Here is a 23,138-nt window from a genome sequence, read left to right as displayed (position 1 = left end):
GCGGACTGCCGGCTCACGCCCGGAGTTGCGTCCCCAGCCAGCGGAAGACCTCCGGCACCTGCTGGCGCCACACCGCCGTGGTGTGGCCGCCCGCGTTCGCCGGGATCAGCCGGACGGTCACCGTCGTGGGGTGCTGCGCGAGCTGCCGCAGCCCCATGCCGGCCTGGTAGCCGTCGCCCGCCGCGCCCGACACGTACAGGGCGGTGCGCGGCGGCTTCCCCGCCGCGTTGGCGGACCGCAGGATGTGCAGCGGGTTGGACTCGATGCGCAGCTTGGGGTCCTTGCCGGCGAGCGAATCGCGTTCCAGCGCCGGGTCGTTGTAGCCGGACATGGCAACCGCGGCGCGGTAGCGGTCCGGGTGGGCCAGCGCCAGCTTGGTGGCACAGTGCGCGCCCGCCGAGTAGCCGGCCAGGGCCCAGGAGTCGGGCTTGTCGCCGGCCCGGAAGTTGTCGATGACCATCTTGCGTACGTCGACCGTCAGCCAGCTGTCGGCGTTGACCTGCCCGGGCAGGTTGACGCATCCGGTGTCCGCGCCGGCCAGCAGGTTGGTGCGCGGCGCGACCAGGATGGCCGGCTTGACCTGCCCGCTCCGCATCAGCGGCTGGAGCTGCTCGGCCGCGTGCAGGGAGCCCAGCCAGGACTTCGCCGAGCCGGGGTAGCCGGGCAGCAGCTCGACCACGGGGAACTTCTTGTTCCGGTAGGCCGGGTCGTTGTACTGCGGCGGCAGCCAGACGTACACCTCGCCGACGACTCCGGATATCCGGCCCTTGAGGTCGGTCATCTGCACTCCGGCGCCCACCCGGGGATCGTCGGCGGGGCGGAACTGCTGGATCTGCTTGGGCTCGTTCTTGATCTGCTGGCCGCCCATGCCGTCGGGGCCGAGGTCCCGGGCCGCCTCGACGTGGCTGTCGGTGCCGAGCAGATCGCCCCACGTGTCGTAGAGGTTGTTGGCGTTGTTGACCAGGACGAAGACCACCGTGATGGCCGTGACCTGGGCGAACAGCAGCATCAACAGCCGTGCCAGACCGCGCACCAGGGGCGGGCCGGCTATCCGGCCCCACAGGGCGAGCGGCAGTACGACGGCGGCAGTCAACAGCGCGATCGAGGTGAGGAAGAAGGGCGTGCCCGTCAGGCTCATCGGGTCTCGCTTCCAGGACAGCTACGCGAAGGATGGGGGATGGTTCCGGCCCCGCCTTCGGCAGTGAGCCTCTCCGCGCCCTTAGATGGTGATCCTCGCGGTCCCGGTTGCCCGTCTTTGGTGCTTCTTTACACGCTCGTCACACACCTGTGTGCCGCCCGCCGCTCCCCGGCTTTCGCACCGGGGCCGCAGGTCAGGACGTCAGACCAGGCGCCGGGCCGCCGCCCAGCGGGTCAGCTCGTGGCGGTTGGAGAGCTGGAGCTTGCGCAGCACCGCGGAGACATGGGACTCGACGGTCTTCACCGAGATGAACAGCTGCTTGGCGATCTCCTTGTACGCATAGCCGCGGGCGATCAGCCGGAGCACCTCCCGCTCGCGCTGGGTGAGGCGGTCGAGGTCCTCGTCGATCGGCGGAGCGTCGGTGGAGGCGAAGGCGTCCAGGACGAAGCCGGCCAGCCGCGGCGAGAAGACCGCATCGCCGTCGGAGACCCGGAAGACCGCGTTGACCAGGTCCGTACCCGTGATCGTCTTGGTGACGTAGCCACGGGCGCCGCCGCGGATGACGCCGATGACGTCCTCGGCGGCGTCGGAGACGGACAGCGCGAGGAAGCGGACCGGGCGCTCGGTGTCGGCCATCATCGCGGCGCTGCGGCGCAGCACCTCGACGCCGCCGCCCCCGGGGAGGTGGACGTCCAGGAGGACGACCTCGGGGCGGGTGGCGGTGATGACCGTGACCGCCTGGTCGACGTCGGCGGCCTCGCCGACCACCTCGACGCCGGTGCGCCCCGTCTCGCCGATCTCGGCCTGGACGCCCGTACGGAACATCCGGTGGTCGTCGACCAGCACGACCCGTACGGTCCGCTCGCCGGCCGCCGCGCCGCCGGTGCCGTCCTGCTGTGCGCCCTCGCTGCTCATCTCTTCCGCCCGTCCCTCGGTGCCTGCCGCGCCATCATCGCCTGTGCCGGCCCGCGGTGTCGCGACCGGCCGCTCCGCTCCCGGTGCCGTCATGCGTCGCGCTCCTTCGCCGCGCGCTCCATCTCCAGCTCGACGACGGTGCCGCCCTCGGGAGCGGAGCGCAGCCGGGCCGTCCCGCCGTTGCGCTCCATGCGTCCGATGATGGACTCCCTGACGCCCATGCGGTCCTCGGGGACCGCGTCCAGGTCGAACCCGGGGCCGCGGTCGCGCACCGAGACGAAGACCGTGAGGCCCTCCACCTCGGCGAACACCTGGACGGCGCCGCCCTCGCCACCGTACTTGGCGGCGTTGACCATCGCCTCGCGCGCGGCCTGCATCTGGGCGCCGAGCGCCTCGTCCAGCGGACAGTCGCCGACGACCACGACCTCGAGCGGCACGCCGTGGTGGTCCTCCACCTCGGCGGCGGCCGTGCGGACGGCCTCCGCCACCGTGGCCGGCTCCTCGTCCTCCTCCTTGCCGCGGCCCTCGGGCTTGTAGAGCCAGGCGCGCAGTTCGCGTTCCTGGGCGCGGGCCAGCCGGGCCACCTCCCGGGGCTCGTCGGCGTTGCGCTGGATCAGCGTGAGGGTGTGCAGGACGGAGTCATGGACATGCGCGGCCACTTCGGCGCGCTCCTGGGCGCGGATGCGCATCAGGCGCTCCTCGGAGAGGTCCTGGGTCATCCGCACGAGATAGGGGCCCGCCAGCAGCGCGATGCCGACGACCACGGCGAGGGCGGCCTGCAGCACCGAGCCGAGATGGCGCACCGACCCCTGGAGGACGACGATGATCGTCACCCCGACGCAGACCAGCAGCACTCCGGCCGCGCCCCGCAGCACGGGCAGCACGCCCTTGCGGCGGCCCAGCTCCAGCCACTGGGCGCGGCGGGAGTTGTCCGCCTGGCGCCACACCAGGGCGACGCCGGCGCCGATCAGCAGCACCGGCCAGACATAGCCGTCGGCCTGCCCCAGCTGGAAGCGGGAGGCGACGATCGAGGCGCCGATCAGCAGCGCGATCAGCGCGAAGACCTGGCCCCGGTCGGGCTTGTGCCGCAGCAGGCGGCGCTTTCCGTCGGCCGCGGCGGCCTGCCGGTGCTCCACACCGCCGACGCCCAGCGGGACGAAGAACCAGAACGCGGCGTACAGCAGGGCGCCCATGCCGTCGGCCATGAACAGGGCCACGAACACGATCCGCACCCAGGAGACCGGCAGCCCGAGATGCCCCGCCAGGCCGCGCGCGACGCCGCCGAGCAGCCGCCCGTCGGCGCTGCGGTACAGCTTGCGCACGGGCGGGTCATCCGGGTCCGGCGCCGGGGCGTAACCCGTCTCGGCGCGGGGTGGGGCGGTGGTCATGTCCCCGATCGTCACACGGCGCCGCGGCGCGGGGCATCAGGGACGACCCTGAAGCCGTCCCTGAGCTTTCCGCGGGCCTGCCCGGAGCGGGGCCGGGCCGGAGCGGGCCGGGCGGGGCGGACGGGCCGGGCGGGGCGGACGGGCCGGAGGAGGCACCCGAAGCGGCGGCCGGAGCGGGCCGCGCGAGGCCCGGTCCGGTCGTCAGTTGTTCGGGTCGGACCGGCGGAAGCCGTCCTTGATGTTCGTGAAGAGCTTCTCGAACTTCGTCCAGCCGGCCTTCGGCGCGGTCACGCAGATCGCGTACTCCTTGGCGCCCTCGCGGCCGAACCCGAGGTCGACGCCCCGGAAGGTGCGGGCCCGTCCCTGGAAGGTGAACTCCCAGATCGCGGCGGGGTCGCCCTGGTAAATCGTGGGCTGCATCCGCAGCCGCGTGTAGACCGGGTACATCTTCTTGAAGGACTCCTCGACGGCCGTCAGGTGCTGCACCTGGTCGGGCGAGGAGAAGTCCAGCGCGCTGAGGGTCAGCTGGGCGCGTTCGGCATCGGAGGAGTAGATGATCTGCCGTCCGCCGTCCCGGACGTCCCGCTTCCAGCCGTCGGGCAGCGGGAAGGACACCCCGAGCGCGGTCTCCGTGATCTTGCGGTAGCCGTCCGGGACCGGCGGCGGCGGTCCGATGCTGTTGGCCGGGGCCTTGGGACTCACCGAGGTGGCCTTGCCCGACGCCGTCTGCGTCGTGCCGGCGTCGTCGCTCCGCATCAGGTACCAGGCCGCGCCCGTACCCCCACCGGCGACCAGCACCCCCACGACGGACCAGACCGCGATCCGCACGCCCTTGCGCCTGCGGGGCTCCGTGCCGCCGGACGCCAGCGCCACCGGGCCGGTCGTGTCCGCGCCGCCGGCCTGCGTGACCGTGCCCGGGACCGTTCCGGTGCCCGCGCCGGTGCCGATTCCCGTGCCCGTGCCGATTCCCGTGCCCGTACCGGTTCCCGTGCCCGTACCGGTTCCGGTGCCCGTACCGGTCTGCGTGCCGGCGCCGGCGCCCGTGGCGGTCCGTGTCGCGGTGCCGGTGGCGGGTCCGGTGCCGGGCGCGGTGTGCTCCGGGGCGGCGCCCTCCACACCCGTGTGCGCGACCGCGCGGGTCGTCGCCTCCTTCTGGCCTTGCGCCGTGGGCGCGTCCGGGGCGCCGAGGCCGACCGTGCCCAGCGCGAGCGTCGGCCAGCCGATCATCGCCGTCTCCACCTCGGCCTCGGCGGCCCGCAGGGCCTGCTCGACGACCTCGGCCGACGGCCGTTCCTGGGGCTCCTTGGCGAGCAGCGCCTCGATGAGCGGGGCCAGCGAACCGGCGTTGCGCGGCGGGTCGTGCGGGTCCATGGCGATCGAGTACGCCGTCTCGACCGCGGTGTTCTTCCGGAACGGGGGCCGTCCCTCGACCGCCTGGTAGAGGGTCGCGCCGAGCGCCCACAGGTCGGAAGCGGGCCCCGGGGTACCGCCCTTGACGCGTTCGGGCGCCAAGTAGTCGATGGAGCCCACCAGCTCACCGGTCTTGGTGAGCGTGGAGGTACCGCTGGCGACCGCGATCCCGAAGTCGGTGAGCACGACCCGGCCGTCCTCACCGAGCAGGACGTTGCCCGGCTTGACGTCCCGGTGCAGCACTCCGGCCGAGTGCGCGGCACGCAGCGCCGCGATCATGCCGCGCCCGATCCGGGCGGTCTCGCGGGGGGTGAGGGAACTGTCGGCACGCGCCGCTTCCTTGATGGCGTCGCCGAGCGTCGTGGAGGGGACGTACTCCATGACGATGCAGGGCAGCCCGGCGTCGTCCACGACGTCGTGCACCCCCACCACGTTGGGGTGGTTGATGCGCGCCGCGGACTGTGCCTCGCGGGTGGTGCGCTCATGACGCGTCGCCAGCTCGTCCTCGTCGAGCTGCGGCGAGACGTGCAGCCGCTTGACCGCGACCTGACGCCCGAGGAGTTCGTCCCTGGCCCGCCAGACGGTGCCCATGCCGCCCTGGCCTATCCGTTCGACCAGGCGGTATCGCCCGGCGACCAGTCGCCCCTCGTTCACCGACGCCGCCTCCGTCACAGCACGCCCCTCCGGAGCCCCGTACGTGTTCAGGGCGCAACGATAGTCGCCACGGCGGGCGGACCGAGCTTTGGCATCCGCCCATCCACGCCCTTCTTTCATCCTGGGACAACAGGCGGGCGGCATATGCGAACCCACGAGGTATTTCGGGACCCCTTCGGGGCATCTCGGGGTGACCGGACGCGCATCTCAGGGGGACCGGACGCGCATCTCAGGGATCCGCCAGGGTTTCCACCGATGCCGCGACCCCGCGTCGCTTGTCACCATGGGGTCATGAGTGAGAGAGACCCCGTCGAGGAACCGGCGCCCGGCGAGCCCGCCGGCCCCGCACCGGCGCCTGCCCCGCTGCGGCGCAGCAGGCGGCACAAGGTGATCGGCGGGGTGTGCGCCGGGCTGGGCCGGCACTGGGATCTCGATCCGGTGATCTTCCGGATCGTGCTCGCCGTGCTCTCCGTCGGCGGCCTCGGCCTCATCGCGTACGGCTTCGCCTGGCTGCTCATCCCCCTCGACGGCGAGGAGGAGAACGAGGGCCGCAGGCTGCTCTCCGGCCGGGTCGAGGGCACCGCGCTGACGGCCCTGCTGTTCGCGCTGGTCGGCTGCGGGCTGTTCCTGACGGCGCTCGGCAAGGGCAGCATGATGTCGTTCGCCATCATGCTGGTGCTGGCGGTGGCCGGCTCCGCCTACTGGTCGCGCCGGCGCCGCCAAGTGGTGTCCCAGGGACCGGATTCGGTGGACTCCGCCACCGCCCAGGCCGTCGCCGACGCCCCGCCCGAGACCACCGCGCCCCCGGTGCCGGGAAGCCCCTCCTGGTGGCGCGACCCGCGTTCCGGGGAGGCGGCCGGCCCGCCGTATCTGTGGGGGCCGGAGAGCACCCCGCTCCCGCTCGACCTCACCTACCGGTTCGCGCACGGTGCGGGCGCGCCCGCCGCCGCGGACGGCTCCCGGTCCGGCACGGGCGGCCCGCCCGGCCCCGCCGCGTCGCCGTACGCCACCCCTCCCGCCCCGCGCCGAACTCTCCGCGGCGGCCGTTCGATCGGCGGCCGGACGTTCCTGCTCGCGCTGCTCGCCGGCGGCGGCGCCGGCTTCGCCGTCTCCCGGCACGAGGGGCTCGCCCCGTCCCTCCAGGCCGGGCTGGCGTGCGCGCTGGCCGTGTTCGGCCTCGGCCTCGTGCTCAGCGCCTGGTACGGCCGGACGGGCGGCGGCACGGTCTTCATGGTGGTGCTGACCGCCGCGCTGCTGGCGGGTGCGGCCGTGGTGCCCCCCGGTCTCACCGCCGACTGGCAGCGGCACGACTGGCGGCCCGCCGACGTCAGCGAGGTCCGCCCGCACTACGCGGTGGGGTCGGGCGAAGCCACGCTGGACCTCGGCGCCGTCCCCTTCAAGGACGGCCGCACGGTCCACTCCGCGGTGAACGTGGCGTTCGGCCGCCTGGCGGTGCGGCTGCCGTGGGGCGTCAGCGCCCGCCTCCATGTCTCGCTCGGGTTCGGCGATCTCCAACTGCCCGGTGAGTCGCCGCACGACGTGGATCTGTCGGCGGGAGACGGCCGGCGGACGGTCACCCTGCCCGCGGCCGGTCTCAAGAAGGGCGAGAAGCCGCGCGGTGCGGTGGATCTGGACCTCACCCTCGGCGCCGGGCAGATCGCCGTCCAGCGCCTCGCGCCGGACTCCGCGCCGCCGGCTCCCGCCCCGTCCCGTCCCGTCGCGCCGACCGCCCCGACCCCGCAGGGAGCCTCCCGGTGAAACGTCACCCCTTCGAAGCGGCCCGCCTGCTCGCGGGCCTCGCCGCCCTCACCGTCGGCGTGGGCTACGGCCTCGACGCGCTGGGCCTGTGGCAGGCGCCCGGCCTCTGGCTGTTCCTGGTCCTCCCGGTCGGCCTCGCCCTCTCCGGCACCGCCGCCGCCCGGGCCTCGGTCCGCCGCCGGCGCACCCCGCCCATGGACCCACCACCCCCGACACTCTCCTGACCGGCCGGGCCGCACCCGGCCGGACACCCGCGGCCGGTACCGGCCCCACAGCCCACACCCGAAGGGAACCGGCGAAGGGGTGCCTGCCCCACGCACTGAACGCCCGTCCGCCTTGGAGGCCCGGCCGCCCTGGAGGCCCCGCCCGCTCGGCACGGCCACCACCACGCACCCGGCCGGTGATCCCCCGCCCGCTCCCCCTCAGCCGTACAGCTGCGCCCCGTGCCGCTTGCGGCGGTTCGAGAGAGCCGAGTCCAGGGAGAACCTCGGCGTTCCGGCCAGGACGAGCGGGACCCAGGCCATCAGGTAGGCCAGGTCGTTGCCGTAGTAGTACGGCGTGGTCGCCCAGCTCACGGTGAGCCACAGCATCAGCGAGATCAGCGCACCGCCGAACGCCGCCAGCCGCCCCAGCAGCCCCACCAAGGTCCCCAGGCCCACCGCCAGTTCACCGGCCGCGATGGCATAGCCGAAGAGCACGGGATTCTGCTGCGCAAGGTCGATGAGCTGCGGAAACGCCGCCGCGTCATGGACCTGCCGCAGCGTCTCGCCGAGCGAACCCGCGCCGGAGGCCGACAGGAAGGCCGGGTTCGTCAGCTTGTCGATGCCCGCGTAGAGGAAGGTGGCGCCCAGGAAGAGCCGCAACGGGAGCAGCGCGTGGCGCGCCCACTGTCCCCGCATTCCGGCGGCGGCGCCGTCCAGGGCGGCACCTCCGAATTCGGCACCCACCGTACGATTCGCGTGCACCATGACGTCCGCCTCTCCGTTGCCACCGGGCGCAGCCGATTGTGCCCGCGCCCGGGCCTCGTGGGGAGATACGTGCGCAGATGCGCAAGAGGTTCAACGGACGGACGCACTTCCCACGGCTGCGACACACCGAATCGCCACACACCGGGCGTCACCCACCGTGCACGCACAGCCGACAACGCCCCGGTCAGCGGCGGTACGAAGGCCCCGCCGGGGCACCCGCCGGCCGGCCCTCAGTCCACGATGTCCAGCACGTACCCCGCCGTCTCCACCCCCGCGGCGGTGATGACCCGCACCTTGACCCGGCCCGGTTCGACATCGACCGGTACCGGGACGGTCAGCACCTCGTCCGTGGGGTTGGCGAAGCCGCCCGCGACCGGGACCAGCGGGACGGGGACGTGCACCTCGCCGATCCGCACCACGGTCCGGGCGAGCCGGTCGGGCGTGCCCGCGCCCGGCGGGACGAAGCCGGCGCCGCGGATCTCGATGTCGTCGCCGGTGCGGACCGGGGCGGCGAGTCCGCCCAGCTCACGGGAGCGCACGACGGAGAGGATCACCGGACGGCCGCCGGTCACCAGCTTCCCCATGAGGGACGTCGCCCCCGAGAGCCCCGCCAGCAGCACCAGCCCCCAGGGCAGCTGCGGCAGTTCGTTCGCCTGCCGGGCCAGCCGGACCAGGGCGCAGACCAGCACGGCGACGTTCACCAGGACGTACTGCACGTCCAGGAAGCTGCCGCGCCCCGCGTCGTCCGTCAGCAGATCCGCGGCGCGCGGTCGCTCCGCGGGCACCTTCTGCAGCCATCCGGACCGCACCCGCGCACCGACCAGCCCATAGGCCAGCACGGCCACACCGCAGGCCACGGCGAGCATCGTCAGCAGGGAGCCGGACCGGGCGAGCGCCAGGCCCTGGAGCAGCGCGCCCCGCGCCTGTGGCGTGCCGGCGATCGCCAACTGCCCCGCGAGCGTCAGTACGGCGTACAGCACCGCGGCCGCCCAGCCGGCCGCCACCGTCCGCGAGGTGGACAGCCGCCCGTCCTCGCCGATCAGCGGTGCCAGCGCGCCGCCGTGCGCCCGGTGCCACCAGGCCGCCGCCGTCACGGCCAGCGCGAGGACGACGGCCGCGAGCAGGCCCGCCGTACGGGTCGCCGTCCAGCCGTGGGCCAGGGCGGTCAGCGCCTGTCCGAGCAGCACGGCCACCACCGCCGCCCAGACGGCGAGCAGGGTGCGCCGCCGTACCGTCGTCAGCCAGGTGACCCGCTCGGCCGCGCGCCGCTTGGTCAGTTCGCGGGCCGACAGGGCGAGTTCGTCCGACACCCACTGCCGGGCCGCGCCGGCGGAGCGGGCGAGCCCGGCCGGCACGCCGCGTCCGGCGGCGAAGTCCTCCCGCAGCGCGACGAAAGCGGCGACCGCCTCCCGGTGCCCCACCCTGGCGCCGTGCGGACAGTCCCCGCACCGGCACTCGCCGCCTTCCGCGCCCTCGGCGCCCTCTCCCGGCTCGCCCGTACCGGCCATCCCGCCCGCCGCATTCACCGCCACGTCAGCTACCGCCCCGCCACCGTCATCAACTTGTCCCGTACAAGGGCGAATTGTGCCGTAGAAAGGCAAGGCCGGTGTCAAACCTCCAGCTGACGGCGGGTGGTGGGCGCATCGGCGCGTTGACGTACGGTCTCGGGCGGGCCGGAAAGCCGAATGCGCCCCGGCATTTCCGTACCGGCGTACGGTTCCGTCCGCACATCCGACCGTCCGCGCGGCGGGAACTACGGGCGGATCCCCCATTCGGGCGAACCGGGGTGGTGCGACGGCTGAGCCGTCCGCGCGCTGCGCAAGCTCTCGCCGTGTGCCACGTACCCGAACCGCACAGGTCACCCGGACCACCCCGCCAGCAGGGGACACCGCCGCGCCGCCCCGGCGGCCGGCGGTCGCCCCGTCCCCCGCAACTCCTGCGCGCCGTCGGGCGCCTGGCGCCCCGGCTGGTGGCGGCCGCCGCCGTCGGTCTGCTGCTGGCCGGCACCGCCGCGCTGCTCGTCCCCGCGCCGGCGGCGGCCGCGCCCGCCGCGTACGGGCGCGCGGTCACCGGCGACAACTGCGCCTACGCCGGAACCGCCCCGCCGGTGGACGTGCCGACCGGTTTTCCCATGCCGCGCGGCTGGCACTTCCCCTGCACCCGGACCGCCCCGCCGGCCCCGCCCACCCACGCGCCGGCCCCTCGTCCGCACACCCCCAGGCCGGCGCCGCCGCCCCCACCGCCGCCCCGGGCCCGGCCGACGCCTCCCCCGCCGCCTCCGCCGCCCCCGCCGCCGCGGCCCACTCCCCGTGCCCGCCCGGTGCCGCCGCCGCCCGCTCCCCGGCCGGTCCACACCCCGCCCCGCCGGCCGTCCCCGCCGCCGGTCCTGCCCCGCAGTTACGCGCCGGTGTCCCACAAGCCGCACGCCGGGCGCTCGATGGTGACCACGACCCTGCTGCTCACCGCTCCGGCCGTGCTGGCCGGGGCCGCCCTCCGTCCCCGTTCGAGCTCCTCGTCCGGTTCCGCCGGACGCCGTTCCTCGTAGGAGATCCCATGTCCCAATGGCTGGTGCTGACCATCGCCATGGCCGCGGTCTGCGGCGTCGTCCTGACCATCACCGTGCTCAAGGAGCGGCGGATCACCGAGGACGACGACCCCACCGAGACGCCGGACGTGATCGAGTATCTGACGATGATGGTGGGGGTGGTGTACGCGATCGTGCTGGGGCTGGCCATCGCCGGTGTCTGGGAGGCGAGAAGCGCGGCCGAGGACACCGTGCGGACCGAGGCCCAGGCGCTGCACGAGGTCTCGGCGCGGGCCCGGGCGTACCCCGCCCCGGTGCGCGACAAGATCCGTGCGGATGTCGGGGCCTATGCGACGTATGTGGTGCACAAGGAGTGGCCGGTCATGGCCGGGCAGGGGGAGTTGACCCGGCACGGCGGCGAGCTGCTGACGAAGGTCCGGGCGGACGTCACCGACTACCACCCGCGCAACGACTTCGAGGGGCAGTCCTACCAACCGCTGGTCGACCAGGTCGCGGTGGCCGACGGGGCCCGCGCGGCCCGTTCGGACGCGGCGGACTCGACGCTGCCGGGCGTGGTGTGGTTCGGGCTGATCGCCGGGGGTGCCATCTCCATCGGCGTGATGTTCACGCTCCAGATCCGGCGGTCGGGACGGGAGTTGCTGATGGCCGGCCTCTTCAGTGCCCTGATCGCCTTCCTGCTGTTCCTCGTCTGGGACTTCGACGCCCCGTTCAGCCACGGCATCTCCGCGACCGTGGCGCCCCTGCGCGAGCTGATGCCACCCTCCTGACCCCGGGCCCGCGGGACGGCGGCAACGCCCGGCGGACAGCCGTTCCGCGGGCCCGGCGTACGAATCCCCGGCGCGCGGAGCGTGCGCCCCGGGCCTCCGTCAGAGGTGCAGCTCGGCGGGAAGGCCCGTCCACCGCAGTGCGTCGGTCAGATGCCGCGTGTCGTTGGAGACGAGGAGGGACGCCGGCCGGCCGGGGGCGTAGCGGATGACGTTGAGTGCCGCGTTGCCGTGGTTGAGGCCGAGCCAGCGCCACTTCGGAGCGTGCATGGCCTCCCGGACGAGCCAGGCGACCAGGAAGTTGTGGGTGACGACCAGCTCGTGCCGGTCCTGTGCGCCGTCCACCGGCCCGGTGAACAGGTCCAGCGCCCGGCGGGCCAGCACGGCGCCGCGCGTCCGCTCCTCGTCCGTGACGCCGTCGAGGAAGCGGAGGAAGAAGTCCGCCGCATCGGCCGGAAGTTCGTCCCGATCCGGCAGGTGGGGCACGTAGTCACCGGCGGCTTCCGCGACGCGCAGCGGGACGCCCGTCAGCTGCGCACCGATCAGGCGTGCGGTCTGCTCCGCCCGCGGCAGCGGACCGTGGTGGACGGCGGTGAGGGGGACGTCCCGGAGACGTCGGCCGAGCAGGACGGCCTGCCGCCGGCCGGCCCGCGTCAGCCCGCTCTCGTCCGGTGTCGCCTCGCCGTGCCGGACCACATAGAGGTAACGGGTGGCCGTGCCGGTCATCGCGAACTCCTCCGTGCCCGTGGCGCTCTCCTGCCTCCCCGGACGCCGCCCCCGGGCGGCCGGTTCCCTCCGCGTCTCGCGGAGACAGGTCCGGTCGCGGCGCCGGACCTATCCGAAGAGGTCCGGCTCGCTGCGGGAGATCTGCTGGTAGAGGGGCTGGTAGTTGATCCAGGCCACCAGGTCGTTGCCCAGCTGTTCGCGGGTGTGGACGGCGTTGTGGTGGTCGATCAGGACCGGTTTGCCGGCCGCCTTGGCGGTGAGCTGGACCTGGCAGGAGCGTTCCATGGTGAGGAACCACCAGGCCGCCGCGTCGACCGAGTCGCCGACCGTCAACAGGCCGTGGTTGCGCAGGATCACCGCCTTGTGCGGGCCGAGCGCGGCCGCGATCCGCCGTCCCTCCTCCTCGTCCACGACCACGCCCGTGTAGTCGTCGAAGAGCGCGTGGTCCTCGTAGAACGCGCAGACGTCCTGGGTGATCGGCTCCAGCAGCTCGCCCAGGGCGGACAGCGCGCGGCCGTACGTGGAGTGGCTGTGGGCCGCGGCGACGACGTCCGGGCGGGCCCGGTGGACCTGGGCGTGGATGGCGAACGCCGCCTGGTTGACGTGGTGGCGGCCCTCGACGACCTTGCCCTCCGCGTTCACCAGGAGCAGGTCGCCGACCGTGATGTGCCGGAACGACATCCCGAAGGGGTTGACCCAGAAGCAGTGCGGGAACTCCGGGTCGCGGGCGGTGATGTGGCCCGCGACGCCCTCCTCGAAGCCGAAGCGCCCGAACAGGCGCAGCGCCGCGACCAGGCGCTCCTTGCGGTGGCGCCGTTCGTCCTCGACGGTCTCGTGGGTCGGCGGCATCGCGAAGTGCAGCTGTTCGGTGGGGACGGGCGTCGGCTCGGGCATCGCGGCTCTCCTCCTGGCACGTACGGCTCTTGATGCTCGAAGCGGAAGCTACCTCTCGGTACCGCAGGTCACCAGGGCCGGGACGGGCACAGATCGATCGGTCTGCATCATGAACCCATCAGAATCGGCAGCGAAGGGGAACACGATGAGGGCTGTATCGGTCAGCAAGGACATCCACGCCACACCCGGGGAGCTCTTCGCCGTCCTGCGGGACCCGGCCCGGCACACCGAGCTGGACGGCTCGGGCATGCTGCGCGGCAGCCCGCAGGGGCCGTCACCGCTGGGTATCGGCGACCGGTTCACCATGGGCATGGCGCAAGGGCGCCTCGCGTACCGGTCGGTGAACGTGGTGGTGGAGTACGAGGAGGACCGGCTGTTCGCCTGGGAGACCTGGGGCGAGGTCGGCGGCCGGCGGCTGGTCGGCGGACAGCGCTGGCGCTACGCGCTGACGCCCGGGGACGGCACGGCCACCTCCGGGCGCGCGGGGACGACCCGGGTCACCCACACCTACGACTGGTCGCGGGCCCGGCTCCCCCGTATCGTCGTCGAACTCCCGGGCTTCCCGCGGCGGATGGGCCCGGCGATGGCCACGACCCTGGAGCACCTGGCCGCGGCCGTGGAGGGCTGAGGCAGGCGCGGGAGCCGGGAAGCGGTCGAGCCCGGCTCCGGCCGGCACCGGGGCGTGCCCGCAACGCACCACGCCGCCGCCCGGTGGCCCGGACGGCGGCGTGGGTCAGACGGCGAGTGGGGTCACTCCCACTCGATGGTGCCCGGCGGCTTGCTGGTGACGTCGAGGACGACGCGGTTGACGTCGGCGACCTCGTTGGTGATGCGGGTGGAGATGCGGGCCAGCACGTCGTACGGCATCCGCGTCCAGTCCGCGGTCATCGCGTCCTCGGAGGAGACCGGGCGCAGCACGATCGGGTGGCCGTACGTCCGGCCGTCGCCCTGGACACCGACCGAGCGGACGTCGGCGAGCAGGACCACCGGGCACTGCCAGATCTCGCGGTCCAGACCGGCCGCGGTCAGCTCCTCGCGGGCGATGGCGTCGGCCTCGCGCAGCAGGTCCAGGCGCTCCTTGGTGACCTCGCCGACGATGCGGATGCCGAGGCCGGGGCCGGGGAACGGCTGGCGGTGGACGATCTCGTCGGGCAGGCCGAGCTCCGAGCCGACCATCCGGACCTCGTCCTTGAACAGCTGGCGCAGCGGCTCGACGAGCTGGAACTCGATGTCGTCGGGGAGCCCGCCGACGTTGTGGTGCGACTTGATGTTGGCGGTGCCCGTGCCGCCGCCGGACTCGACGATGTCCGGGTAGAGCGTGCCCTGGACCAGGAAGGCGACTTCCTCGCCCTCGGCGCCGGCCTCGGCGACCAGCTCGGCCTGGGCCTGCTCGAAGACGCGGATGAACTCGCGCCCGATGATCTTCCGCTTCTGCTCGGGGTCGCTGACCCCGGCCAGCGCGGTCAGGAAGCGCTCCTCGGCGTCGACGACCTTGAGCTGGACGCCGGTGGCGGCCACGAAGTCCTTCTCGACCTGCTCCGACTCGCCCTTGCGCTGGAGGCCGTGGTCGACGTAGACGCAGGTCAGCTGCTCGCCGATGGCCTTCTGCACGATGGCGGCGGCCACCGAGGAGTCCACGCCGCCGGACAGGCCGCAGATGGCGCGCTTGGTGCCGACCTGGGCGCGGATCGCGGCGACCTGCTCCTCGACCACGCTGGTGGTGGTCCAGCTCGGCTCGATGCCCGCGCCGCGGTAGAGGAAGTGCTCCAGGATCTGCTGGCCGTGCGTGGAGTGCATGACCTCGGGGTGGTACTGGACGCCGTAGAGCTTCTTCTCGTCGTTCTCGAAGGCGGCGACGGGCACGACGTCCGTGGACGCGGTGACGGTGAAGCCCTCGGGGGCGGCGGAGCAGGCGTCGCCGTGGGACATCCACACCGGCTGCTCGGCGGGGGTGCCCTCGAACAGCGTGGACCCGGGACGGGAGACGGTCAGCGGGGTACGGCCGTACTCGCGGGCACCGGTGTTGTCGACGGTGCCGCCGAGGGTGAGGGCCATGAGCTGGAAGCCGTAGCACATGCCGAAGACCGGGACACCGGCCTCGAACAGCGCACGGTCCAGGCTGGGGGCACCTTCGGCGTAGACCGACGAGGGGCCTCCGGACAGGATGATCGCCTTGGGGTTCTTGGCGAGCATCTCGGCCACCGGCATGGTGGACGGCACGATCTCGCTGTAGACCCGGGCCTCACGGACCCGGCGGGCGATGAGCTGGGCGTACTGTGCGCCGAAGTCGACTACGAGGACGACGTCCGGGGCAGCGGCAGGGGGCGCTGATGGCACTTCGGCGGCCTTCCGGCGGTGTGGAGCAGGGTTGGACTTTCGATTCTAACGGGCTCATACTGGGCCCCATGAACATGCAGCTGACCTTCGTCTTTACCTATGGCACCGGCCCAACCGGCTGCCATGGTCGTGCTGCTTGATCAACTGACGAGCAACTTCCCAGGCGCCCCGGGCCGAAAGGTCCGGGGCGCCTGCGTCTGTCGGGACCGTCGGCTCCGGGCCACACTCCCCAGGAGACGGACATGAGCAACGCGACCACCACCACCGCCCCCGCCACGGCCGAGACCGGCGCCCGCACGCCGGAGGCCGACGGGATCATCACCGGCGCACGGCAGCGGATCGACGATCTCGACGGCCGGATCATCGGCCTGGTCCAGGAACGGATGGCGGTCTCCGCCGTGATCCAGCGCGAGCGCCTCACCTCCGGCGGGCGGCGGGTGAACCTCTCCCGCGAGATGGAGATCCTCGCCCACTACCGCGACCAGCTCGGCAAGCCGGGCACCGCGCTGGCGATGACCCTGCTGGAGCTGTCGCGCGGCCAGATCTGAGGCACCCCCGAGGGTGCCCGGGCCCGCGGCATGGCCGGTTCGCGACGGTGTGCGGCGGGCGCCGGAGCACTCGGCGGAGCGGGCGCGCCCCGGCGCGGCTGCCGCATCTGAGTTCGGTTGCCGACTCACCCGTACGGCGCGTGACCGGCCGCCGCGAGGCTTCGTTGTTCCCGGTGCCACGCCAGCCAGGCGCGGCCTGCAGGACTACGCGTAGACGCCGCCCCACGGGCGGAACCCCGGTGCGATGAGACGCCGACCGCCAGCCGCGGCCCGCGTCGTGGGACCTCGCTCCGGTGCAGTGACCGGTCGGCAGGGGACAGCAGCCCGGTCACATCCGATGGGGTGGTCGGTCCTGGGGACGCCCGGGACCGACCGCATCCGGTCGAAACGGTTGCGCCAGGTGAGGCGCATCCAGGACGATGCATGACGCACCACCCACCGCAGTCCGCCAGGGCCTTCGGCACCGCCACGGGTCCGGTCGGCGCGGTGTCCGCACCATCGAGCACACCCCGAGAGCCAGCGGCGCCATCCCCCCCCCCGGCGCCGCCCTCGGTACCGGCGCCGCCCTGACGCCGGCACCGGAAGCCAAGGGCCCCGTGGCCGTCCGCACCCCCCTCGCGGACGGCGTTCCGGGGCCCTTCGCTCTGTGCGGCGCACGCCCGGCGCACGGGTGGCACCGGACCGGTGCGCCGTGCCCCGCCCCGTGCGGAGCGGTGGGGCGGCCGCCGCGGATGTGACGGGTTTCACGACGCACGCCCGGCGCCAAGGGCCACTCCCGGGGAAACAAACAGCCCTTTTTCGGCCAGTGCGGCAGCTGCCCGCCCGCGGCGGAGCGCTCCCGTGCCTAGTCGGCGGACTTCTTCGGGGGGACCGGCGGGACGGCCAGGAACGGCAGGCGCAGGGCGCCGAACGCCTCCGCGGGGACGGCGGGACGGAGCGGCTCGACGGGCGTCAGCCGCCGGTAGTCCTCGCCCGGCGCGGGGCGCGGGTCCGGCTCGCCCTTGTTGGGCCACAGCGACATCGCCCGCTCGGCCTGCGCGGTGATGGTCAGCGACGGGTTGACGCCCAGGTTGGCGGAGACCGCGGCGCCGTCGACGACCGAGATGCCCGGGTGGCCGTAGAGACGGTGGTAGGGGTCGATGACGCCCCGGCCGGCGTCCGCGCCGATCGGGCAGCCGCCCAGGAAGTGCGCGGTCAGCGGGGTCCCCATCAGCTCGCCGACGTTGCTTCCCGCGAAGCCGTTGATCTCCTGGGCGAGCAGGGTGGCGGCCTCGGTGGCCGCGGCGATCTGCTGGGGGTTGGGCGCGCCGTGGCCCTGCCGCGCGGTGAGCAGGCCCTTGCCCGGGCCCGTCGGCTTGCGGTACGTCGTCAGCGAGTTGTCCAGGGACTGCATGACCAGCCCGATGATGGTCCGCTCCGACCAGCGGCGGTTGGACAGCGACCGCAGGGCCAGCAGCGGGTGGCGGGCCACGTTCGCCAGCCAGCCCGCGACCCGTCCGGCGGGGCGGAAGGGCACCTGGAGGATGGTCAGCCCGCCCATCGCGTTGGAGCCCCGGCCGTAGCGGACCGGTTCGATGTGGGTGTCGGCGTCCGGGTGGATCGACGAGGTGATCGCCACGCCCCGGGTGAAGTCGGCCTTCGCGCCGTGCCGCTTGCGGTAGCGGCGGTCGTCGGTCTGCGCGCCCACCAGGGCCTCGGAGTTGGTGCGGGTCAGCGCGCCGAGCCGGCCGGAGACGTGCGGGAGCAGACCGCAGTCCTTCATCCGGTGCAGCAGGGTCTGGGTGCCGTAGGTGCCGGCCGCGAGGACGACGCGGCGGGCGGTGAACGTACGGCCCGCGCCCCGCTTCTTGTGGTCCGTCGGGAGGGTCCCGGCGGCGAATCCGCCGCGGGAGTCCTCGGTCAGCGAGACGACCGAGGTCATCGGGTGGATGACCGCGCCGGCGCGTTCGGCGAGGTGGAGGTAGTTCTCGTTGAGGGTGTTCTTGGCGCCGTGCCGGCAGCCCGTCATGCACTCCCCGCATTCGGTGCAGGCCCGGCGGGCGGGGCCGGCGCCGCCGAAGTACGGGTCCGCCGCCTCCGCCCCCGGCGCCGTCCGCGCGCCGCCGTCCGCGTCCTCACCGTCCCCGAAGAACACCCCGACCGGCGCCATGTGGAAGGAGTCACCGACGCCCATTTCCTCGGCGGCCGCCTTCAGATGGACGTCGGAGGGCGTCATCGTCGGGTTGAGCCGCACGCCCAGCATCCGCTGCGCCTGGTCGTAGTACGGCGTCAACTCCTCCTGCCAGTCGGTGATGTCCTTCCACTGCGGGTCCTCGAAGAACGGGGTGGGCGGTACGTAGAGGGTGTTGGCGTAGTTGAGCGAGCCGCCGCCGACGCCGGCGCCCGCCAGGACCATGACGTTTCCCAGGAGGTGGATGCGCTGGATGCCGTAGCAGCCGAGCGCCGGTGCCCACAGGTAGTTGCGCAGGTCCCAGGAGTTCCTCGGCAGCGTCTGCCGGGTGAAGCGGCGGCCGGCTTCCAGGACGCCGACGCGGTAGCCCTTCTCGGTCAGGCGCAGGGCGGAGACCGCGCCGCCGAAGCCGGAGCCGATGACGAGCACGTCGTAGTCGTAGCCGTCCGCCCCGGTGCCGTCCGGGTCCCGGGGGCGGGCAGAGTTCTCCTGTGGCACTGGCTCTCCCTGCTGGTTTCTGGCGGTGCGGCGCGGCCGGCCGGCCTGCCACGGGCGGCCTCAGCGCAGGCGGAACGCCTTCATCGCGCGCAGGCTGCGGGTCATCAGCTGTGTGTACTTCTCATCGGTCAGCCCGAAGGACGGCGCGATCGGCATCAGCCGCTGCTGGGCGACGGTCTGGCCCTCGGTGTACTTGAGGATGCCCTCGGAGCCGTGCCGACGGCCCAGGCCCGAGTCCCCCATGCCGCCCATCGGCGACTGCACGCTGCCGTAGCCGGCGGCGTAGGACTCGTTGACGTTGACCGTGCCGGTGCGCAGCCGGGCGGCGACGGCGCGGCCGCGGCGGCCGTCCTTGGTCCAGATGCTGGAATTCAGGCCGTAGGGAGTGGCGTTGGCGAGCGCCACCGCCTCGTCCTCGTCGCGGAAGCGGTAGACCGAGACGACCGGTCCGAAGGTCTCCTCGCCGCAGACCGCCATCGGGGCCTGTACGCCGTCGAGGATGGTGGGCTCGTAGAAGAGCGGGCCGATGTCGGGGCGGGGGCGGCCGCCGGCGATCAGCTCGGCGCCCTTGGCGACGGCCTCCTCGACATGGCGGGTGACGGTCTCCAGCTGGCGCTCGCCGACCAGCGAGCCCATCTCGGCGCCGTAGGCCAGGGAGTTGCCCAGGCGCATCGCCCTGGTGCGGGCGGCGAACCGCTGGAGGAAGTCGTCGGCGACGGACTCGTGGACGTAGAGCCGCTCGATGGAGATGCACAGCTGGCCGGCGGAGGAGAAGCAGCCGCGGACGGCGCCGGCGGCGGCCTTCTCCACATCGGCGTCCGCCAGCACCAGCATGGCGTTCTTGCCGCCGAGTTCGAGGCTGACGCCGACCAGGCGGGCGGCGGCGCCCTGGGCGACCTCGCGGCCGGTGCGGGTCGAGCCGGTGAAGGAGACGTAGTCGGCGTGCGCGACGACGGCGGGGCCGACGACCGGGCCCTCGCCGATCACGACCTGCCACAGGTCTTCGGGCAGCCCGGCCTCGATGAGCTGTTCACGGGCCCACAGCGCGGTCAGCGCGGTCTCCGTGTCGGGCTTCATGACGACGGCGTTGCCCGCGACGAAGGCCGGCAGGGCGTCGCCGACGGACAGCTCGAAGGGGTAGTTCCAGGGGGCTATCTGCCCGATGACGCCCCGGGGCTGGCGGAGTTCGGTGACCTTGGTGAGGGTCGGGACGACGCCGGTGTGCCGCTTGGGGCGGAGGTAGGCGGGGGCCTTGCGACCGTAGTGGCGGGCGGTGACGGCGACCGCCAGCACCTCCTCGTGGGCGTGCAGCCGCGCCTTGCCGGTCTCCAGCTGGATCAGGTCGAGCACCTCGGCCTGGCGGCGGAGCACCAGGTCGTGGAAGCGGAGCAGGACGGCGGCACGCTGCCGGAGCGGGACCTTGGCCCAGCGCTCCTGGGCCGCGCGGGCCCGCTCGAAGGCGGTGGCGACGTCCTCGGGGCTCGACTCGGGCAGGTCGGCCAGCTTCTCGCCGGTGAACGGGGTGTGGTTGGCGGTTCGGCCGCCACTGCTGACCACGCAGCGGGTGAGCCGGGCGGCGATCTCGGGGGTGACCACCTCGGCCGCGGTACGGGCACCGGCCGGCGCGGGGGCGACCGGGTTGCCGTCGGCCGGCGCCGTCGCGGTCGCCGTCGCGGTCGCGGTCGCGGGGGCCCCGGCGGCGGTCGCGGGGGCGGGAGCCTCGTCGGGGGCCTCGGCGGAGGCGAGGGGGGCTTCTCCGGCTCGCGCGGAGCCGAGAGCGGAGGCAGCTGTTCCGGTGTCCTGCGAGTCCGTCATGTCGGCGAGCGTATGCCTCCCCGGACGCTTTGTGTACCCGGCAGTAACGAGATTTCACGGCATGCGCACCATCACGCCAGTGTCCGCTGGCCGTATGGGCGCTGGTCTGGGGCGACCGTGCGCCCGGGCTCACGCCCCCGGCAGCCGGAAGGCGTCGAGCGCGGTCTGCAGGTGCCGCCGGGCCTCGCCGCGCGCGCCCAGCGGGGCGGAGATCCACACCTCGACCGTCCGGCCGCCCTCGTCCCAGCTGAGGTCACAGGTGTACCGGGGGCCGCCGTCGGACGCGGCGCCGTCCCGGACGAACTCCCACCGCCCGGCCCGCGCGCCGCGGCGGGTGGTCCCGGTGACCCGGCCCCGGCGGTATCCGGGGTAGTCGGCGGGGCCCCGCGCGTCGGCCGCCCGCAGCGCGCCGAGCGGCCCCTGGGGCAGCCGCTCGCGCAGCCGGACGCCGAGGTCGAAGCGTCCGCCCCGGGAGGTGTAGGAGATCCGGCCGTGCGCGGCGGCGCGGGTGGCGCCGGCCGGTACGGCGATCACGAAGCCCGCCGGGTCGCGGACGAGCCGGTAGCCGACCGGGAGGGTGCCGGTGGGCGCCGGCGGCGCGGTGACCGTGCCGGCGGGCTGCGGGCCGGCGGTGCTGTGCGCCGGGGCCGGGCCGGCGGTGCTGTGCGCCGGGGCCGGGCCGGCGGTGTGCGGGGAGCGGCCGGTGCGGTCGCCGGCCCCGCCGCGGTGCGTCAGCAGCACGGCCAGACCCGCGCCGGAGCCGCCGATCACCACCACCGCCAGCGCGATCAGCAAGACGGTGCGGGTGCGGCCGGTGTGCGGGCGGGCGGCCGCGGCCAGCGCCCGGTCGTCGAGCGCCGCCCGGATCGGGGTGGCCGGGGCGCGGCCGCCCGCCCGCACACCGCCCCGTCCCGCGCGGCCCCCGGCCGGGGCGGGACCGCGGCCGGGCGGGGCCACCGCTCCCAACGGGTCCTCGCTGGGCGGGTGTTCACCGGGCGGCCCGCCGTCGGAGCCGTCGCCCAGGGCGGCATGGACATCGGCCCCGGCGTCGTCCGGGCCGCCGGGGCCCCGCCCGCCCGGTCCCGCCGGTCCGTCCGCGCCCGCCACGGCCTCGGCGGCGCGGCCGACGCCCTGGCCGCGGCCGCCCGCACCGCGCTCGGGGGCGCGGCCGGAGCGCAGATAGCCGCGCAGCAGCCGCTCCGTCTCGGCCAGGCCCAGCCGGCGCCGCGGGTCGCGCTCCAGCAGGCCGTCGACGACGGCGCGTAACGGGCGGGCGGCCTCGGGGAGTTGGATCTCCTCGTGCACGACGGCCCGCAGGACGGCGCCCAGCGAGTCGCGGTGGAAGGGGGAGGCGCCGCTCAGCGCGGCGCACAGCAGCACCCCCAGCGACCAGAGGTCGGCCTCGGGACCCGTATCGCCGCCGGCCATCCGCTCCGGCGCGGTGTACTCGGGCGAGCCGACGAAGCCCCCGGCGTCGGTCAGCGTCGTCACGCCGGAGACCTGGGCGACACCGAAGTCGGTGAGCACGACGCGGCCGGTGCCCGGCTCCATCAGGACGTTGGCGGGCTTGAGGTCGCGGTGCAGCACCCCGCGGGTGTGCGCGGCCCGCAGCGCGCCCAGCAGCGCGACGCCGATCCGGGCCGCCTCCCGGGGCGCGACCGGTCCCCCGCTCCGCAGCCGGCCGGCCAGCGACGGCCCCTCGACCAGCTCCATCACGATCCACGGCCGGCCGTCCTGCTCGACGACGTCGTGCACCACGATCACACCGGGGTGCCGGATCCGGGCGACGGTCCGTGCCTCGCGCATCGCCCGCGCACGCTGCACCCGCGCCTCGGGCTCGTCCGCGCCGAAGTGCAGCTCCTTCACGGCGACCCGGCGGCTCAACAGCTCGTCGTGGGCGCGCCAGACGGTCCCCATCCCGCCCCGGCCCAGCCGGACCTCCAGCCGGTAGCGGCCGCCGATCAGTCTGCCCTCGCCACCGACGATCCCCATGGCCCCATCTTGCCGCACCGCCTCCCGGCCGGCGGGGCTCGCGCCGATCGGACCGGCCCCGGTGCGCGCACCCTGCCGCCGGCCCGGCCCGCCGTGATCCACTGCCCCCATGGAGGCAGTTGTGGCAAGCGTGGTGGCCGTCGTCGGCACCCTGCTGGGTTCCGGGATCACCCATTTCTTCCAGAGCCGGGCGACCGACCGCAGCGAGCGGTTCGCCCGCGCGGAACGGCTGCGGCAGGAGCGGATCGACGCGTACTGCGCCTACGCGGGGGCGCTGCTGGACTACCGGCGGGTCCTCGTGCACCGCTGGTTCGTGGTGCACGAGGGCGACCGCTGCGCCGAGGACACCCCCGAACTGCGCGAGGAGGTGTACAAGAACCGCTACGCGGCCCAAGAGGCCATGTTCCGGGCGCAGATGGTGACCGACGACGCGGAGATACTCGACCGCAGCGAGCGGGTGATGGCGGCGGTGACCGAGCTGCACTGGGCGCCGGACGCCGAGGCGCTCACCGCGCTGCGGGCCACCACCCGCCAGGGCATCCGGGACTACATCGCGGCCACCGCCCGCCATGTGCGCTGATCGTGCGGAACGGGAACCACCCGACACACGGGGTGGAA

At 74.2% G+C, this 23,138-nt stretch carries 18 protein-coding genes and 1 pseudogene; 7 read left to right on the top strand and 12 right to left on the bottom strand.

Translation table 11 applies throughout. The features are described from left to right. Window positions 1–13 precede the first annotated feature (13 nt). From ACQP17_RS22065 to ACQP17_RS22050, 4 genes are all read right to left on the bottom strand, one after another. A complete protein-coding gene (locus tag ACQP17_RS22065) occupies window positions 14–1,138 on the bottom strand; it encodes an alpha/beta hydrolase (protein WP_433857817.1) in 1,125 nt (374 codons plus the stop codon). A gap of 201 nt (window positions 1,139–1,339) precedes the next feature. Further along, on the bottom strand, window positions 1,340–2,053 hold the full coding sequence (locus tag ACQP17_RS22060) for a response regulator transcription factor (RefSeq protein WP_364875217.1): 714 nt from the start codon (window positions 2,051–2,053) through the stop codon (window positions 1,340–1,342). Window positions 2,054–2,142: 89 nt separating this feature from the next. Then, window positions 2,143–3,441, bottom strand: coding sequence for a PspC domain-containing protein (locus tag ACQP17_RS22055; RefSeq protein WP_433857816.1), 1,299 nt, complete (start codon window positions 3,439–3,441; stop codon window positions 2,143–2,145). Window positions 3,442–3,642: 201 nt separating this feature from the next. After that, window positions 3,643–5,442: a serine/threonine-protein kinase gene (locus ACQP17_RS22050; RefSeq protein WP_433859975.1), complete on the bottom strand. Its 1,800-nt coding sequence runs from the start codon at window positions 5,440–5,442 to the stop codon at window positions 3,643–3,645. Between the two features lie 354 nt (window positions 5,443–5,796). Between ACQP17_RS22050 and ACQP17_RS22045 the strand changes: the two genes are divergently transcribed. Together ACQP17_RS22045 and ACQP17_RS22040 are read left to right on the top strand one after the other, a co-directional pair. After that, window positions 5,797–7,263: a PspC domain-containing protein gene (locus ACQP17_RS22045; RefSeq protein ID WP_433857814.1), complete on the top strand. Its 1,467-nt coding sequence runs from the start codon at window positions 5,797–5,799 to the stop codon at window positions 7,261–7,263. Next, window positions 7,260–7,487 carry a hypothetical protein gene (locus ACQP17_RS22040; RefSeq protein ID WP_364874629.1) on the top strand — a complete coding sequence of 76 codons (228 nt, stop codon included), beginning with the start codon at window positions 7,260–7,262 and terminating at the stop codon, window positions 7,485–7,487. Before ACQP17_RS22045 ends, ACQP17_RS22040 begins: the two co-directional genes overlap by 4 nt. A gap of 198 nt (window positions 7,488–7,685) precedes the next feature. On the opposite strand, the gene ACQP17_RS22035 is transcribed toward ACQP17_RS22040, so the two are convergent. After that, on the bottom strand, window positions 7,686–8,231 hold the full coding sequence (locus ACQP17_RS22035; RefSeq protein WP_433857812.1) for a TQO small subunit DoxD: 546 nt from the start codon (window positions 8,229–8,231) through the stop codon (window positions 7,686–7,688). Between the two features lie 230 nt (window positions 8,232–8,461). Then, complete coding sequence (locus ACQP17_RS22030) at window positions 8,462–9,739, bottom strand: hypothetical protein (RefSeq protein WP_433859974.1); 1,278 nt, start codon at window positions 9,737–9,739, stop codon at window positions 8,462–8,464. 323 nt (window positions 9,740–10,062) lie between these two features. Here ACQP17_RS22030 and ACQP17_RS22025 point away from each other — a divergent pair, with 323 nt between their 5' ends. Further along, on the top strand, window positions 10,063–10,776 hold the full coding sequence (locus ACQP17_RS22025; RefSeq protein WP_433857811.1) for a hypothetical protein: 714 nt from the start codon (window positions 10,063–10,065) through the stop codon (window positions 10,774–10,776). An 8-nt stretch (window positions 10,777–10,784) separates the two neighbouring features. After that, entirely contained in the window at window positions 10,785–11,543 is a 759-nt protein-coding gene (locus ACQP17_RS22020; RefSeq protein ID WP_433857809.1) for a DUF4239 domain-containing protein, read from the top strand. Window positions 11,544–11,642: 99 nt separating this feature from the next. Here ACQP17_RS22020 and ACQP17_RS22015 read toward each other — a convergent pair whose 3' ends face one another. Continuing rightward, window positions 11,643–12,266, bottom strand: a complete 624-nt coding sequence (locus ACQP17_RS22015) for a histidine phosphatase family protein (RefSeq protein WP_433857808.1) — start codon at window positions 12,264–12,266, stop codon at window positions 11,643–11,645. Window positions 12,267–12,374: 108 nt separating this feature from the next. Next, a pseudogene (locus tag ACQP17_RS22010) lies at window positions 12,375–13,196 on the bottom strand (class II aldolase/adducin family protein); the annotation flags it as partial. A 109-nt stretch (window positions 13,197–13,305) separates the two neighbouring features. On the opposite strand from ACQP17_RS22010, the gene ACQP17_RS22005 reads away from it, so the two are divergent. Further along, a complete protein-coding gene (locus tag ACQP17_RS22005) occupies window positions 13,306–13,788 on the top strand; it encodes an SRPBCC family protein (RefSeq protein WP_433857807.1) in 483 nt (160 codons plus the stop codon). A gap of 122 nt (window positions 13,789–13,910) precedes the next feature. Here ACQP17_RS22005 and guaA read toward each other — a convergent pair whose 3' ends face one another. Beyond that, window positions 13,911–15,497 (bottom strand): glutamine-hydrolyzing GMP synthase, encoded by a 1,587-nt coding sequence (gene guaA / locus ACQP17_RS22000; RefSeq protein ID WP_364874617.1) that lies wholly within the window; start codon window positions 15,495–15,497, stop codon window positions 13,911–13,913. Window positions 15,498–15,739: 242 nt separating this feature from the next. On the opposite strand from guaA, the gene ACQP17_RS21995 reads away from it, so the two are divergent. Beyond that, window positions 15,740–16,045, top strand: coding sequence for a chorismate mutase (locus tag ACQP17_RS21995; RefSeq protein WP_364874615.1), 306 nt, complete (start codon window positions 15,740–15,742; stop codon window positions 16,043–16,045). Window positions 16,046–16,889: 844 nt separating this feature from the next. Here the strand turns inward: ACQP17_RS21995 and ACQP17_RS21990 are convergent. The 3 genes from ACQP17_RS21990 to ACQP17_RS21980 all read right to left on the bottom strand — a co-directional run bounded on the left by ACQP17_RS21990 (window position 16,890) and on the right by ACQP17_RS21980 (window position 22,520). Next, window positions 16,890–18,713 carry a GMC family oxidoreductase N-terminal domain-containing protein gene (locus ACQP17_RS21990; protein ID WP_433857806.1) on the bottom strand — a complete coding sequence of 608 codons (1,824 nt, stop codon included), beginning with the start codon at window positions 18,711–18,713 and terminating at the stop codon, window positions 16,890–16,892. Between the two features lie 60 nt (window positions 18,714–18,773). After that, window positions 18,774–20,528 carry a succinic semialdehyde dehydrogenase gene (locus ACQP17_RS21985; RefSeq protein ID WP_433857805.1) on the bottom strand — a complete coding sequence of 585 codons (1,755 nt, stop codon included), beginning with the start codon at window positions 20,526–20,528 and terminating at the stop codon, window positions 18,774–18,776. A gap of 129 nt (window positions 20,529–20,657) precedes the next feature. Continuing rightward, a complete protein-coding gene (locus ACQP17_RS21980) occupies window positions 20,658–22,520 on the bottom strand; it encodes a protein kinase domain-containing protein (protein WP_433857803.1) in 1,863 nt (620 codons plus the stop codon). A 121-nt stretch (window positions 22,521–22,641) separates the two neighbouring features. Here ACQP17_RS21980 and ACQP17_RS21975 point away from each other — a divergent pair, with 121 nt between their 5' ends. Further along, window positions 22,642–23,100 carry a hypothetical protein gene (locus ACQP17_RS21975; RefSeq protein ID WP_364874608.1) on the top strand — a complete coding sequence of 153 codons (459 nt, stop codon included), beginning with the start codon at window positions 22,642–22,644 and terminating at the stop codon, window positions 23,098–23,100. Window positions 23,101–23,138 lie beyond the last annotated feature (38 nt).

Origin of the sequence: Streptomyces kronopolitis (genome assembly GCF_050953795.1) — a bacterium.
Classification (GTDB): Bacteria; Actinomycetota; Actinomycetes; order Streptomycetales; family Streptomycetaceae; genus Streptomyces; species Streptomyces kronopolitis_A.
This window is presented reverse-complemented; position numbering and strand designations above follow the sequence as displayed.